At 58.0% G+C, this 14,885-nt stretch carries 13 protein-coding genes; 5 read left to right on the top strand and 8 right to left on the bottom strand.

Going from position 1 to position 14,885, the window contains the following annotated elements:
- Window positions 1-63: 63 nt before the first annotated feature.
- The 4 genes from ACP15U_RS07405 to ACP15U_RS07420 are packed head-to-tail and all read left to right on the top strand — an operon-like array spanning window position 64 to window position 6,339.
- Complete coding sequence (locus ACP15U_RS07405) at window positions 64-3,195, top strand: ABC transporter transmembrane domain-containing protein (protein WP_425044512.1); 3,132 nt, start codon at window positions 64-66, stop codon at window positions 3,193-3,195.
- Window positions 3,188-4,075 carry a lysostaphin resistance A-like protein gene (locus ACP15U_RS07410; protein ID WP_425044513.1) on the top strand — a complete coding sequence of 296 codons (888 nt, stop codon included), beginning with the start codon at window positions 3,188-3,190 and terminating at the stop codon, window positions 4,073-4,075. The genes ACP15U_RS07405 and ACP15U_RS07410 overlap by 8 nt, the downstream gene beginning before the upstream one ends.
- Window positions 4,076-4,135: 60 nt before the next feature.
- The gene (gene accD, locus ACP15U_RS07415) at window positions 4,136-5,068 is read left to right on the top strand and encodes an acetyl-CoA carboxylase, carboxyltransferase subunit beta (RefSeq protein WP_425044514.1); all 933 of its coding nucleotides are present in this window, start codon (window positions 4,136-4,138) and stop codon (window positions 5,066-5,068) included.
- Window positions 5,065-6,339 (top strand): bifunctional folylpolyglutamate synthase/dihydrofolate synthase, encoded by a 1,275-nt coding sequence (locus tag ACP15U_RS07420; protein WP_425044515.1) that lies wholly within the window; start codon window positions 5,065-5,067, stop codon window positions 6,337-6,339. The genes accD and ACP15U_RS07420 overlap by 4 nt, the downstream gene beginning before the upstream one ends.
- A 79-nt stretch (window positions 6,340-6,418) precedes the next feature.
- Here the strand turns inward: ACP15U_RS07420 and zapE are convergent, their stop codons facing one another.
- Window positions 6,419-7,477, bottom strand: coding sequence for a cell division protein ZapE (gene zapE, locus ACP15U_RS07425; RefSeq protein ID WP_425044516.1), 1,059 nt, complete (start codon window positions 7,475-7,477; stop codon window positions 6,419-6,421).
- A 132-nt stretch (window positions 7,478-7,609) separates the two neighbouring features.
- Here zapE and ACP15U_RS07430 point away from each other — a divergent pair, with 132 nt between their 5' ends.
- Window positions 7,610-8,860 (top strand): MFS transporter, encoded by a 1,251-nt coding sequence (locus tag ACP15U_RS07430; RefSeq protein ID WP_425044517.1) that lies wholly within the window; start codon window positions 7,610-7,612, stop codon window positions 8,858-8,860.
- On the opposite strand, the gene ACP15U_RS07435 is transcribed toward ACP15U_RS07430, so the two are convergent.
- From ACP15U_RS07435 to mbfA, 7 genes are all read right to left on the bottom strand, one after another.
- Entirely contained in the window at window positions 8,861-9,790 is a 930-nt protein-coding gene (locus ACP15U_RS07435) for an alpha/beta fold hydrolase (protein ID WP_425044518.1), read from the bottom strand.
- Window positions 9,787-10,701 (bottom strand): ornithine cyclodeaminase family protein, encoded by a 915-nt coding sequence (locus tag ACP15U_RS07440; protein ID WP_425044519.1) that lies wholly within the window; start codon window positions 10,699-10,701, stop codon window positions 9,787-9,789. Before ACP15U_RS07440 ends, ACP15U_RS07435 begins: the two co-directional genes overlap by 4 nt.
- Window positions 10,698-11,318: an HAD family hydrolase gene (locus ACP15U_RS07445; RefSeq protein WP_425044520.1), complete on the bottom strand. Its 621-nt coding sequence runs from the start codon at window positions 11,316-11,318 to the stop codon at window positions 10,698-10,700. The genes ACP15U_RS07440 and ACP15U_RS07445 overlap by 4 nt, the downstream gene beginning before the upstream one ends.
- Before the next feature lie 69 nt (window positions 11,319-11,387).
- A complete protein-coding gene (locus ACP15U_RS07450; RefSeq protein WP_425044521.1) occupies window positions 11,388-11,843 on the bottom strand; it encodes a YaiI/YqxD family protein in 456 nt (151 codons plus the stop codon).
- 9 nt (window positions 11,844-11,852) lie between these two features.
- Complete coding sequence (gene fghA / locus ACP15U_RS07455; RefSeq protein ID WP_425044522.1) at window positions 11,853-12,683, bottom strand: S-formylglutathione hydrolase; 831 nt, start codon at window positions 12,681-12,683, stop codon at window positions 11,853-11,855.
- A gap of 105 nt (window positions 12,684-12,788) precedes the next feature.
- Entirely contained in the window at window positions 12,789-13,718 is a 930-nt protein-coding gene (locus ACP15U_RS07460; protein ID WP_425044668.1) for an AEC family transporter, read from the bottom strand.
- Between the two features lie 132 nt (window positions 13,719-13,850).
- Window positions 13,851-14,825 (bottom strand): iron exporter MbfA, encoded by a 975-nt coding sequence (gene mbfA / locus ACP15U_RS07465; protein ID WP_425044523.1) that lies wholly within the window; start codon window positions 14,823-14,825, stop codon window positions 13,851-13,853.
- Window positions 14,826-14,885 lie beyond the last annotated feature (60 nt).

Below are 14,885 nucleotides of genomic sequence, written 5' to 3' on the forward strand. Positions count from 1 at the left end.
GGAACCTGTCGGCTCGATTTGTCCGGCCCGGGGCAAGTTTCACGTTGCGAGGACCGGTTGGGTATGGAACCCACGCTGTTTTCATTCATCTGGAAGTATTCCAAGCGCCAGCAGTTCTTTCTGCTGTTGCTCACGGTTTTGACCTTCCCGTTTCTCTACGCCTCGCTGGAGTTGCCCAAGCGCATCATCAATGACGCCATCGGTGCCGTGAATTCCACAAAGACCCTGTGGGGTGTCGAATTGACCCAGGTACAGTATCTGATGCTGCTGTGCTTTGCCTTTCTGGCGGTCGTGCTTATCGGCGGGTTGATGAAAATGCGGATCAACACGATGAAAGGCGTGTTGAGCGAGCGTATGCTCCGACGCCTGCGCTACACGTTGATCGCTCGGATGATGCGGTTTCCAAAACCCTACTTCAACACCACCAGCCAGGGCGAACTGGTGTCAATGGTAACATCCGAAGCCGAGCCGATGGGCGGGCTGATGGGGGACGCGATCGCGCAGCCGGCATTTCAGGCCGGACAAATGTTGACCATCGTGTCGTTCCTGTTTCTGCAGAGCGTTTGGTTCGGGTTGGCATCGGTCGCGTTGATTCCACTGCAAGCGTGGTTGATCCCGCGCCTGCAGCGACAGATCAACCTGCTGAACAAGGAGCGCATTCACGAAGTCAGAAAGCTTAGTTCTGAGATCGGCGAAAGCGCGGCCGGGATCTCGGACCTTCGTGCCAATGGCGGCTGGCGGTTCCGTTTGGCGCAGATAACAGATCGGTTGGGCCGGTTGTTCGAGATTCGCTACAGGATCTACCAGAAGAAATTCTTCATGAAGTTCCTGAACAACCTTATCACCCAGATGACGCCTTTCCTGTTTTACGCCGTGGGCGGGTATCTGGCGATCAAAGGCGAAATTACCGTTGGTGCGCTTGTTGCAGCTTTGGGGGCTTACAAGGATCTTTCGGCACCGTGGAAAGAGCTGCTGACCTACTACAATCAGGTGCAGGACATGTCGCTGCGCTGGCAGGTGGTGACAGAACGCTTCGCGCCAAGGCACATGATTCCAGAAGACCTCTTTTCCGGCGAACCCGCTGAAATCCCGCATCTGGACGGCTCGATCGAGCTGAGAAACGTGACCGTTCGCGATCAGGACGGTAACACTGTTCTCGAAGAGATCAACCTGACCATCCCTCCGGGTTCTCGGGTTGCGGTGCAAAGCAGCCGGGCAGGCGAGCGTGTTGCGCTGGCGCAATTGCTGACGCGCGAGGTGCTACCGGTCTCGGGTGAAGTTCTTGTATCCGGGCGGCGTCTTTCAGATCTCCATCAGGCGGTCATTGCGGCGCGCATTGGTCATGCTCACTCACGCCCTTACCTGTTTGACGGAGCTCTGGGTGATAACTTGCTTATGCCCCTGCGAACCCGTCCACAGAATGCGACCGGGGAGCGACAGCAGCAGGACAAGGCCGCCGTAGAAGCCCGAAAATCCGGTAACAGCACAGACTCGCTCGAAGCAAACTGGATCGATCTCGATCTTGCGGGGATGGATGATGCAGAAGAAATCCGCGACTGGTGGTTCAAACTTGTTCAGGCGATGGGAACCGACGAGATCATGTTTCGGCGTACGCTGCGGTCTCACTTCGACATGGCCCTGCATCCGGATCTGGCAAAGGACATCGTCCGCCTGCGCCCGGAAATCAGGGAACGGTTGCAAAAGAAAGGTCTGGACGAGGCGATTTTTCATTTTGAACCGGATCAGTTCAATCCGGCCGTGCCGCTTGGCGGAAACCTGCTCTACGCATCCACCAAGCATGAGATTTCGACAAACGGTTTTAGCGACGAGGACCGTTTCGTTAAACTTTTGGACGATCAGGGGTTGGCCGAAGAGGCGTTTCAGATTTCTCTCGGCGTGATATCGACGCTGAAACAGGCGTTCGGACGGGATGGCACCGATCACCCCTTGTTTCGTCGGCTGGGAATGGACCCGGACATGTATCGCAGCCTGGTGGAGATTGCTGATCGGCGCGAATCTCATGGGCCCGGCAGCCTGACCAAACAGGACCGGGCAAAGCTGCTGACTGTTCCCTTCCTGTTATCTGCCGAACAGATCGGGCCGAGCTTCCCGGAAGAATACAAGGACAAGATCCTTCAGTTTCGGAAATCTCAATCCGCCAAATTGTTGAAGGAAGGCGGTTCGCTTTTCTTTCCGATTTCACCCGATGTTTTCATCCCACAGTTGACGGTGATCGAGAACGCCATCTATGGGCGTGTATCGTTGATGGCGGGCGCGCGTGCCGACGAAATCGAGGATTTGGTCGCAGAAGTGCTGAGCGAGCAAGGCATGAGGCGTCGGATTGCGGCTGTGGTTTACGATCTGCCCGCGGGTCTGGGTGGGACCAACCTGCCAACGGTGTTTCAGGAACGCGCCGCCTTCAGCCGCGCTGCGATCAAACGGCCCGATATTCTAATCCTTGATCGGGCTCTGGCGAGCCACGATTCACAAAGCCGTGTTCGTACGAGGCAGAAACTGCGCGAACTTCTTCCGAATTCCATCATGATCTTCATGGAAGATCAGTTTGCACATCCGGAAGCATATGATTTGTTTGTCGAGATCCGCGATGGCCGGATTGACGGGGTCGAACGGGAGCGGCTGTCGGGTATGGACCATGCCGGTACGGCGGATCTAAAACGGAAGCTCGATATCATCGCGTCAACCGAGTTGTTCTCGCGGCTGGATCCTCGCAACCAGCGTCTGCTGGCTTTCTCGGCGCAATGGTATGATGCCAAGGCAGGGCAGGTTATTTTTTTGCATAACCAGCCGGCAGACGCGGCCTATCTGTGCCTGACAGGAAAATCCGCCCTGCGCTGGCCGGAAAGCGCGCCTGATGATCCTCCGCTTTCCTTTGTCGAACCGGGGCGGTTGATTGGTGATCTGTCGATCATCACCGGCGATCCGCGCCCACTGGATCTGATTGCGCTCGAAGACAGCGGATTCCTGAGAATCGGTGCCGAGGAGTTCCGTGCGGTAATTGAAAACGATGCCACCGTTGCGGTTCGCCTGCTGGAAACAGTGGCAGGGCATCTGGTCGATGCCGCGGATTTCCTTCGCGATAGCCACGTCAATATCGCAGAGTTCACCAATCCGATGGGAGATCCGATTGTTGGAGAAGCCGAGCCTGACAAGCCGCAGGAAGGTCAAGATGCATAACCGACCTTATGCTGCCCACGAGCAGCTGGTTGCCCCCGCAAGGCCGCGACCCGAGCTCTGGCGGTTGTTTCTGGGGATCGTGACAATTGCTGTTGTCGTGTTTGGCTTCAACACAACCCTTTTGGCAGCCATCCGAAGCATGGCGCCGCATCAGTTCGCCAACGAACTGATGACGGGGGCGACTCCGTTGGCAATGATTGTGCTGCTGTCCAGTTTCGGATTCGTAATCGCCGGAATCGCGCTTGCGACCCGGCTGCTTCAGAAACGCAGCCTGTTCAGCATTCTGGGGCCAGCTGCGGATACGGCCAGACAGTTCTGGCGCGTTTTTCGCGCTCTGCTTGTTCTCGGTGCTGTGCTACTGATCCTGCCGCCCTATGACATGGGAATTCCCCTTGTTGAAAATCTGCCCCCGTCAACATGGCTGTTGTTGTTACCGGTCTCGCTGTCCGTGATTCTGATCCAGACCGCAGCGGAAGAGATCTTGTTTCGAGGATATCTCCAGCAGAGTCTCGCCGCACGGTTTCAATCGCCGCTGATCTGGCTCTGCCTGCCGTCGCTCTTATTTGCGCTGGGTCACTATGCGCCAGCCAGTGCAGGAGATAATGCGCTTCTCGTGGCGTTGTGGTCGGGCATGTTCGGTCTTCTGGCGGCTGATCTGACGGCCCGCTCGGGCACGCTCGGCCCGGCGATCGCGCTGCATCTGTTCAACAATGCCGTCGCCCTGCTGGTCGTTTCGCTGCCGGACAACCTGAGTGGGTTGTCGCTTTTCATCCTGCCGATCGACCTTTCGGATACTGTTGGGCTGCGAGAATGGCTGATCGTGGATTTCGCGATGATGATCGTGGGATGGCTGGTTGCGCGTGTTGTCCTGCGCCGCTGATTGCATTTACCGGCACAGGGGCTTATCTGAACGCGACGTCACTGCAACAGAGGTTCCGTCATGAACTGGATCACAAACTATGTCCGGCCCCGGATCAACTCGATCTTCTCGCGCCGGGAAATGCCCGAGAACCTCTGGCACAAATGCGATGAGTGCGGCACCATGCTGTTTCACCGCGAGTTGACCGACAACCTTAACGTCTGCTCCAGCTGCGGCCATCACATGGCGATTACCCCGCGCGACCGCTTTCACGGGCTGTTTGACAACGGTGTGTATTCAGAAGTCGAGGTTCCCGCACCAGCTGCGGACCCCCTGCAGTTCCGGGATCAGAAGAAATACCCGGACCGCATGAAAACAGCCCAGAAAACCACCGGTGAAAAAGAGGCCATGCTGGTCGCTACTGGTGAAATCGGGCGCACGCCAATCGTTGCAGCCGCACAGGATTTTTCCTTTATGGGTGGTTCAATGGGCATGTATGTCGGCAACGCGATTATCGCTGCCGCGGAAAAGGCTGTTGAGCTGAAACGCCCGCTGATCCTTTTTTCCGCCGCGGGCGGTGCCAGAATGCAAGAGGGGATCCTCAGCCTGATGCAGATGCCGCGCACCACTGTGGCGGTTCAAATAATGAAAGAGGCCGGGCTGCCCTACATTGTCGTCCTGACCCATCCCACGACCGGCGGTGTGACCGCCTCCTATGCGATGTTGGGCGATGTGCATATCTCCGAGCCAAATGCGCTGATCTGCTTTGCCGGCCCACGGGTGATCGAGCAGACTATTCGCGAAAAACTGCCCGACGGCTTCCAGCGCGCTGAATATCTGCTGGATCACGGCATGCTTGATCGGGTCACACCGCGCACCGATATGCGCGAAGAGCTGATAACCATTACGCGCATGTTGTTGAACCTGCCGCCACAAGTGCGTGGCGATCTTCCTGCGCCGTCCGGCTCCACAGCTGACGAAAAAGCTGCAGGCAAGGTCGAAACCGGAACATGAATACCCCGACTTCCGACGCCATTCTTGATCGAATGATGGCGTTGCACCCCAAGATTATCGACCTCACTTTGGACCGGGTGTGGGAATTGCTCAGTGCGCTGGGCGATCCCCAGAACAAGTTGCCGCCGGTGATTCATATCGCGGGAACCAATGGCAAAGGCTCAACGCTGGCGATGATCCGAGCCGGGCTGGAAGGCGATGGAAAATCAGCCCATGCCTATACGTCCCCCCATCTGGCTCGGTTCCATGAAAGAATTCGGCTGGCGGGTGAGCTGATTTCCGAGCCGGCTCTGACCGAGGTGCTTGACGAATGCTACCGGTCGAATGCGGGTGGCAATATCACGTATTTCGAGATTACCACCTGTGCCGCCTTGCTGGCATTTTCCCGGACACCTGCGGATTACACTCTGCTTGAAGTCGGGCTGGGTGGTCGCCTTGACGCAACGAATGTGGTTGAGAGACCCGCCCTGACAGTCATCACACCGGTCTCGTTCGACCATCCGCAATTTCTGGGCAATAGCGTCGCCGAGATCGCAGCCGAAAAGGCGGGTATACTGAAGCACGGCGTAACCTGCGTGGTGTCGCGGCAGCCGCCGGAGGCGATGGAGATGATCCAAGCGCGGGCCGAAAAGGTCGGGGCTCCGTTGCTGGTCGAGGGACAGGACTGGCAGGTTTGGGAAGAACGCGGGCGTCTGGTCTTTCAGGATGAAACCGGTTTGCTCGACCTGCCTCCTCCGGCCTTGATGGGGGCGCACCAGTTTCAGAATGCTGGGGCCGCGATCGCCGCCCTGCGTTTTCTAGGCCACGGAGAGGTCGCCTGCCACGCTGCCGTCACCGAGGTAACGTGGCCCGCCCGGATGCAAAGACTTCGCAAAGGCCCCCTTGTCGAAGCGGCACCAGGCATCGAGTTCTGGCTTGATGGCGGGCATAACGCAGCCTGCGGTGCGAGCCTTGCAGAAACGCTGACACGTCTGCCGACACGGGAAACGCATCTGATTTGCGGTATGATGAACACAAAGGATGTTTCAGGGTATCTGGAACCTTTGTTGCCTCACGCTGCCAGCCTTTCGGCGGTGTCGATCCCCGGCGAGGTCAATACTCTGCCCGCTGCGGAAACCGCGGAACAGGCAGGGAAGGTCGGTATTCCGAATTCCGTTGCAGCCAGTGTCGAGGCTGCTTTGGCCGGAATCTCCGCTCGCAACCCGAATGCGCGGGTTCTGATTTGTGGTTCGCTTTATCTGGCAGGCATTGTTCTGCGAGAGAACGGCTGAAAAAGTGCCCGTGGCCGCCGTCGGCAGAGTATTATCGACCTTGGGTTTGCTAAGGTTACTAGGGCCGAAAAACGATCCTTTACTGGCCCCAATCCTTGTCCTGCATCTCTCGAAGGCGTGACGCAGTGCGTTCGAACTCGAAAGACCCTTCGCCCTCGACATAGAGCATTTCCGGTTCCGCCGCCGCAGAACAGATCAGTCTGACCCGGGCCTCGTAAAGCGCGTCGATCAGGGTCACAAAACGCTTGGCCTCATTGAAGTTGTTGCGCGACAGGTGGGGAATGTCTTCCAGAACCAGAACTTTGACCTTCTCGGCTATGGCAAGATAATCCGCCGGCCCCAGATAGTGTCCGCAAAGATCGTAGAACGATGCCTTTGCCACGCCGTTTCGAAAGGCTGGCAGGGTCACGTCACGGCCTTTGACGCGAAGGGTTAGCGGCTCTGCCGGTCCGCCTGAAAGATCCTGCCAGACCTGGCGGATTTCGGCGCGGGCTTCCGGGCCGATGGGTGTGAAATAGACCCGCGCCCCTTCCAGACGGTCTTGACGGTAGTCCGTCGGGCTGGCCAGTTCCCACACCACCAGACGTTCCTTGATCATCTTTATGAAAGGCAGGAACAGTTGTCGGTTCAACCCGTCTTTGTAGAGATCATCCGGCACCCGGTTTGAGGTGGTGACAACCACGACACCGGCAGCAAACAGCGCCTCGAATAACCGCCCGACGATCATCGCGTCAGTGATGTCGGTGACTTGCATTTCATCAAAGGCCAGAACCTTGACCTGCTTGGCGACCTCTGCCGCGACCGGCGCCAGCGCATCCTCTACGCCCCGGCTGCGGGCGTCGTGCATACCGGCGTGAATCTCTTGCATGAATGCGTGAAAATGTACCCGACGCGAAGGGATGTCGCGCAGAGATTCGATGAACAGGTCCATGATCATGGACTTGCCGCGCCCAACCCCTCCCCAAAGATACAGTCCCTTTGGCGGGGGCGGAGCCTTGCGGAACAGACCGCGCTTGACCGGTGAGGATAGCTCTGCGCGGATCCGTTCGAATTCGGGCAGCACCGCGAGCTGTGCGGGATCCTCGTTCAATGTGCCGTCAGCGACCCGTTCGGCATAAAGGGTGGGCAGGTCAGTCATGTCCGAGCCTTACCCTGCATCCGGTGTGTTGAAAAGCGGATCGCATCAACGACGGTGAACCAGATCCGCAAATCTTGTGATTTGACTGGCAAGGGAATGCCTTTAGGTTTCTTGCAGTTGCGAGGTGAGTATATGCAGCGTTCTTCGGGGCTCTTTACACCAGTTCTGATCGTGGGATGTATCATCATCGCGGTCAGTTTCGCAGTGCGTGCTTCATTCGGGGTGTTCCAGATCCCGATCGCCGAAGAACTCGACTGGCTCAGGACCGATTTTTCGTTGGCCATCGCCATTCAGAACCTCGCTTGGGGAATAGGGCAACCTATTTTCGGAGCGATTGCGGAGAAAATCGGAGACCGCAAAGCCATCGTTCTTGGTGCGCTTACCTATGCGGCCGGTATGGTTCTGACGGCATGGTCCGTGACGCCTCTCGAACATCAGATCTATGCCTGGCTGGTCGGCTTCGGAATTGCGGGTACCGGCTTTGGCGTGGTGCTTGCGGTCGTCGGGCGCGCGGCCTCAGAGGAGAACCGGTCAATGTCGCTGGCTCTGGTGACCGCGGCGGGTAGTATCGGGCAGGTTGTCGGCGCTCCGGCAGCGGAATGGATGCTGACATTTCTCAGCTGGCAGCAAACCTTCATCCTGTTCGCAATTGCGATCCTGCTGCTGATCCTGACCCTGCCAGCCATGCGTGCGCCCGAGGCCGCGTCGCGTCAGGAACTGGAAGAAAGCCTCGGTCAGGTCCTCGCCACCACCTTTCGCGATCCGTCCTATACCCTGATCTTTCTAGGCTTCTTCAGCTGTGGCTATCAACTGGGTTTCCTGACCGCGCACTTCCCTGCGTTTGTGACTGAACTGTGCGGCCCAATCCAGCCAGGGGGTGTTCTGCACTCGATGGGTATCACGACGACCTCTGCACTCGGCGCAGTCGCGATTTCATTGATCGGAGCGGCCAATATCGCCGGTACCCTGCTGGCGGGCTGGGCCGGAAAGCACTTTCGCAAGAAGTATCTGCTGGCGGGCATTTACACGGCTCGCACCTTCGTCACCGCCGTGTTCATCGTGTTTCCGATCACACCGACTTCGGTGATCATTTTTTCGCTGGCGATGGGGACGCTTTGGCTGGCGACGGTGCCACTGACTTCGGGTCTGGTCGCTTACATCTACGGCCTGCGCTTCATGGGAACGCTGTACGGTATCGTGTTTTTGAGCCACCAGATCGGGAGTTTCATAGGGGTCTGGCTGGGCGGACGCATGTATGACATCTATGGCGACTACACGATGGTCTGGTGGATCGGTGTCGGTGTCGGGGCCTTCAGCGCCATCATCCACCTGCCGATCCGGGAAAACCCGCTTGGGCAAAGGGATTCCCACCAGCCTGCCTGATCAATTCAATCCCTCGCGCAGGCGCTGACCGAGAATTTGCATGATCTGATCCGTATGGGTGTAGGGCAGGCCGTGACCGGCATCGTCGATCATCTCTTGCCGTGCGTCGCGACTCCACTCCGACAGTTTTCCTATGGCGCTCTTGGGGATCACTTCGTCCTTGCGGCCCCAGATCGCCAGAACCGGCACGCCTTCGCTATGGATATGGCGATGTTCCGTTTCCAGATCGTTCGACAGGATTCCACGCAGGCTGGACAGAATGGCAGCAATGTAGCCCCGATAGTTCAGTTCCCGTTGCTGCAGATCGACGATACCTGGAACCGAACTGGGGAGATCGCGCTCGGCCTCTGTTCCGCGCAGATACTTGCGCGGGAAATGCGCAAGCATCAACCAGTCGCCCAACACGGGCGTGTCACGGATGAAACGCACCATCCGACCTTGCGAAGACTTGGCCCCGCTTGGTGCCAAAAGGACCAGGTGCCGAACCCGGTCGATATGGGTTGACGCAAAGCTCGTGGCGATGGCACCGCCCATGGAATAACCAAAGAGGGTGATATCATCCCCGACCTTCTGGCTTTCCAGAAGATCCTCAAGTTGACGCACAAAGAATGCGGCATCTTGGGTGCCCGGCACGCGGTCAGAATAACCGCGGCCATACAGGTCGTAGGTCAAAACCCGATAGCCCATGGCAGACAAGCCCCCGGCCATGCCATCCCACACAAACGAAGGGGTCGAGAGCCCATGCACGCAGACGGCAACCGGTCCGCGCAAAGGGCCATGCCAGCGGAAATAGGTGTTACCCTGTGACAACGTGACCATTTCACCCGGCAAGTCCTGCCGTGCGCGTTCGTCCATCGGTTTGCGCCGCCATTCCCGCACATAGGGAATTGCAATGATTGCGACTAGAATCAGAAGGATCACGAAAGTCATTGCCCGCCTCGCCAGCAATCCAGGATGTAGCGGCTGGTCATCAGGTCAAGATGTGCGCCGCCACCGTTCTTAAAGAGGGTGATCGCGTCCGGATCAGGCGCGAAACCGGCGAGATCGTAGAAGTCGGCATGCAGATCCGACATTGAGATTGTTCCTTCGGCCAGCGGAATTTTGATTTCACCGATATGATCAACCGTAGTGTCAAAACTGTCGAGATAGATTTTCGAGCGTTTCATGGTTGCGTCATCCGCCTCGCGCATATCCGGGCGATAGGCTCCGATCAGGTTCACGTGCTGCCCTGGGCGCAGCCACTCTCCCTTTAGGATGGGTGTCGAAGACATAGTCGCGCAGACAATGATATCCGCCATCCGCACGGCCGGTTCCAGTTCGTCGGCGGCCTCTACACCGGCGATCGAGTCGGCGAGTTCTCGCGCCTTGTGCATGGTCCGGTTCCAGACGCGGATCCGGGCCTTCGGAAAACCCGCGCCAAAAGCTTCGCAAAGAGATCCCCCGACTGTGCCAGCGCCGATAATCAGGATCTCCCGGCTATCGGGGTTTGCAAGGCGCAATGCGCCCAGCAAACTGTCTCCTGCGGTTTTCCACTTGGTGACCAGATGGAAGTCTACCAGCGCTGCAAGCGTTCCGTCGCGATCATCATAGAGGCAGACGGCTCCGTTGATCATCGGAGCGTTGCGCTCTGGGTTGCCGGGAAAGATGGTCGCGGTCTTTACCGCCGCGCCGAGCCCGTCGATCCATGCTGCCCGCGACAGCAAAGTATCCGGATCCCGATATAGAAATGTATCGCCGATTTCCGCCTTGGGAAGGTTGTGGCCGTCGACCAGCGCATTGGTCAGGTCCAGCCAGTCGAGGTTTGCTTCACCGGCTTCGAACGGAATGAAAGGTATGGTCATCGCGCTTCCTCCTCGGTCAGCAGACGGGCCTTTACCAAACAATCCGCCCATCCCTGTGGCCCAAGGAAGTGATGGGTTTGCCAACCACGATCCTGTGCCGCGCGAATATTGTCGATGCGGTCGTCGGTAAAGATCAACGCCTCCGGTGGGAGCCCGCAATCTGCCTCTACCATTTCATAGATCTCAGCTTCAGGTTTGATGACCTTCATATGCCCCGAGATGTATCGGCGGTCGAACTCGGCAAGAACCGGGTAATGCATCGACGCAAAATCAAAACTCTCGATCCCGAAGTTTGTCAGCGCAAATACCGGGATCCCCTTTGTTCTGAGCGCGCGTAGCAGGCGGGTGGAATGCGGGATTTCAGGGGTGGCAAGCTCTAACCAGTTGTCGTGCCACATTCGGATCTCGTCGCGCCACTCGGGGCTTTTCTCGGCCCAGTCATAGATGGTGTCCCGGAAATTGTTTCCCCGGTCGACCATGTCGTTCATGCCGTGCAGATCAATCTCGGAAAACATGGCCCGGCGTCTTTCTTCGCCGATGACGCGGTCATAGTACCGCTCTGGCTGCCACTCGATCAGCACATTGCCGATGTCGAAAATTACGGCCTGTGGTTGCATGTCCAGATCTCCCGGCACCCGGTTCCATCCAATAAAAAGCACCGGAGTGATGTTAAAATGATCCGCGCGCTACGCCTCGCGCGATGCCGCTCTGATTTCCCGTTCAAGTGAATCCAGAAAACGAGAGCGGTCTGCTTTTGTAAAGGCCTTGCCACCACCGCCGGCACCGAGCGGAGATGCTGCTCGCAGGTCAGCCATCAAATCCCGCATGGCAAGCTGCTGCCCGATATTGGCCGGGGTAAACACCTCGCCTGTGGGCCGCAATGTGCGGGCGCCTGCCTCGACACATTTTGCTGCAAGGGGGATATCGCTGGTGATCACTACATCCCCCAGTCCGCAGCGGTCCGCGATCCATTTGTCGGCTTCGTCGGCGCCTGCTGCGACAATAACATTTTCCACAAGCGGGTTTTGCGACGGACGCAGGCCGCCATTCGACACAACGTACATCTTCAACCTGTGGCGGGTGGCGACACGTTCGGCTTCAGACCGAACCGGGCAGGCATCGGCATCGATAAAAACTGCCATTTTTCCGCCTCAGGCCCAGAGATGTTGGGCGTGAAAGCTCACATGATCTTCCATGAAGCTTGAGACGAAAAAGTAGCTATGATCATACCCCGGCTGCAATCGGTTGATCGCCTGCTGGCGGCGTTCTGCGATGGCCTGTGCCAGTGTTTCGGGTCGCAACAGGTCGATGAACTGATCATTGGTCCCCGTATCGATCAGCATCGGGCCGTCAAACCCCTTTTCATGCATCATCATGGTTGAGTCGTGACGTGCCCAGGCTGCCTCGTCGTCCCCCAGATAGGCGCGCAATTGCTTGCGCCCCCAATCGGAACCGGTGGGGTTCGAGATTGGAGCAAATGCTGAAACAGATCGAAACTGATCAGGGCGGTTCATGGCAAGTGTCAGCGCACCGTGCCCCCCCATCGAGTGCCCGGTGACGGCCTGCCGGTCTGTGTCGATTGCGAACTGTGCGGCCAGCAGGGCGGGTAGTTCATCGGCGACATAGTCCCACATCCTAAAGTGTGGTGCCCACGGAGATTCGGTGGCGTTGACATAAAACCCGGCACCTTGTCCCAGATCGTAGTCATCGTGATCCGCGACGCCCTCGCCGCGCGGCGAGGTATCGGGGAACACCAGCGCAATGCCCTGTTCGGCGGCCCAACCCTGCGCCCCGGCTTTGGTCATCGCGTTTTCGTGGGTGCAGGTCAGCCCCGAAAGATACCAAAGCACCGGCACAGGTCCGTCCTTGGCTTCTTCGGGAAGAAACAACCCGAACGTCATGTCGCACTGGCAGGCTTCCGAGTTGTGCCGGTAGACACCTTGAATGCCTTCGAAACAGGCATTTTCCGATAGGGTTTCCATAATCTGCAATCCTTGAGTAGCCAATGCCTATCGCTACCTTTGACACGTGCGGGCGTAAAGGCCCGAGGTCGGGCCAAGCGGCTGAATCCGGACGATGTCAGGCAGTTATCCAGTGCCCAACCAGGCAATCACCAGAGGCAGTGTGAGAATGCTGGCGATAGTCGAAAGCAGGATCGCCGCAGAGGCACGCTGGGGGGCGACCCGGTAATGTGCCGCCAGCATGTAGACGTTACCGGCAACCGGCAGGGCGGCTGCGGAAATGGCTATCGTGGCGGAAAATGGATCAACGGAAAACAGGCTTAATACGGCAATCGCAACAAGCGCGGGGTGCAAGGCCAACTTGCAAAAACTGAGCCACACCGCGATCCGAAGCCGTTCGGCGGATTTCGATGCCAGCGACGCTCCTATGGCGAACAGCGCACCGGGTGTGGCCGCCCCTCCGAGTATCGACAGGAAGTCATTCATCGGGCCAGGGATCGGAACCGACAGGGCAGACCAGATCATGCCAGCTGAAATCGACATGATCATCGGGTTCTTGAGCAACCCCGTTCCTATCAGCTTGAAGGTCCGCGGTGTCAGCCGACCGTCGCGGCCACCGTTGATCAGGATGACGATCAGCGAGGAAAACACCACGAGATCAACCGCCAGCACCAGCATGATCGGCCCGATTGCGGCCTCTCCGAAGAGCATCGACAACATCGGTAACCCTAGAAAGCCGGTATTTCCGATCGCTGCACATTGCCCCTCGACTGCTGCGGTGGGCGTATCAAGGCCTCGCAGGAAAGCGACAAGCACCGCTATCCCGTACACGGCGGCTGTGCCGCTGAGATAGGCCAGAATGAGCTGAGGATCGAAAATGTCGCCGAAAGGCAGGTTTGCCGAAAACCGAAACAGCATCGCGGACAGGGGGAAGAAAAAGACGAACTTGGTCAGGTATGCAGTCGCCTCTTCCGAAAAAAACCTCGACCGCCCGGCCCAGAAACCCAGACCGATGATTGCGAAAAAGGGCAGGGTTCTGAGAAAGATCTCGACCATGCGAAAATTGGTAACAAAAGATGACCGGTCTGCAAGGGGAGATTTGGACGTCGCATCTCCGGCCTTTGGATGATGGTGGAAGCGAGGCCGCCGTCCGATCACGCGGCCAGCGCCTAACCGGAGGGTGTCGTTCTAGCCACTGCCGATCAACACGCCGGCTGCCAGAACCAGCGATCCGCCGAGCACAACTTGCATGGCTGCCCGAAAGAACGGGGTTTCCATGTATCGGTTCTGGATCCACGCGATTGCCCACAATTCGACAAACACAACGGCAATGGCCACCATGGTAGCCGTCCAGAATTCCGGGATCAGATAGGGCAGGGCATGTCCCAGCCCCCCTACGGTTGTCATGACCCCGGATGCCAATCCGCGCTTGACGGGCGAGCCACGCCCCGAGAGCTCTCCATCGTCCGAGGCGGCTTCAGTGAAGCCCATCGAGATGCCTGCCCCGACTGACGCGGCGACACCGACGAGGAACGTGGTCCAAGTGTCCTGTGTGGCAAAGGCCGTTGCAAAAATCGGGGCCAGCGTTGATACCGACCCGTCCATCAACCCGGCCAGACCGGGTTGCACCCATGTTAGGATGAATTGCCGGTGGGCGGTGGCCTCTTCGTCGGATCTGCTGTCTCCGTCTAGATGCGTGTCTTCCAGATCGGCAGCCCTTGCCTGGTGTCCTGCTTCCGCCGCGGCCAGATCGCCCAGCAGTTTGCGAGTAGCCGCGTCCGAGCTGTACTTGGCGGCCGTTAGATAGAACCGCTCGGCATCGCGTTCCATCATCTCAGCCTCTTCCCGGATACGCTCCAGCCCCAGATTTTCGACGAGCCAGACCGGACGGCGCGCATAGTATCCGGCGACGTGCTCTCTCCGGATCAGCGGAATGACTGGCCCGAACCGCTCCTCGTGCAGGGCAATTAACTGGGCGCGATGGGTGTCTTCTTCTGCGGCCATGCCGTCGAACATCTTTGCTGTCCCCGGGTAGTCTGCCCTGAGCCGTTCGGCATACCCCCGATAGATGCGCGCATCATCTTCTTCGGATGAGATGGCCAGCGCCAGAACTTCCTGCTCGGACAAATCCCGAAAGTGCTTTCGTTGAAAAAGAAATCGCATAGTCGGCCCTTATTAGAATGATTCTAAATCTATGGAGAAATCCACCGAACGCAAGGCGGT

It is taken from the genome of Primorskyibacter sp. S87, assembly GCF_049801055.1.
Lineage (GTDB): Bacteria > Pseudomonadota > Alphaproteobacteria > Rhodobacterales > Rhodobacteraceae > JBNAGF01.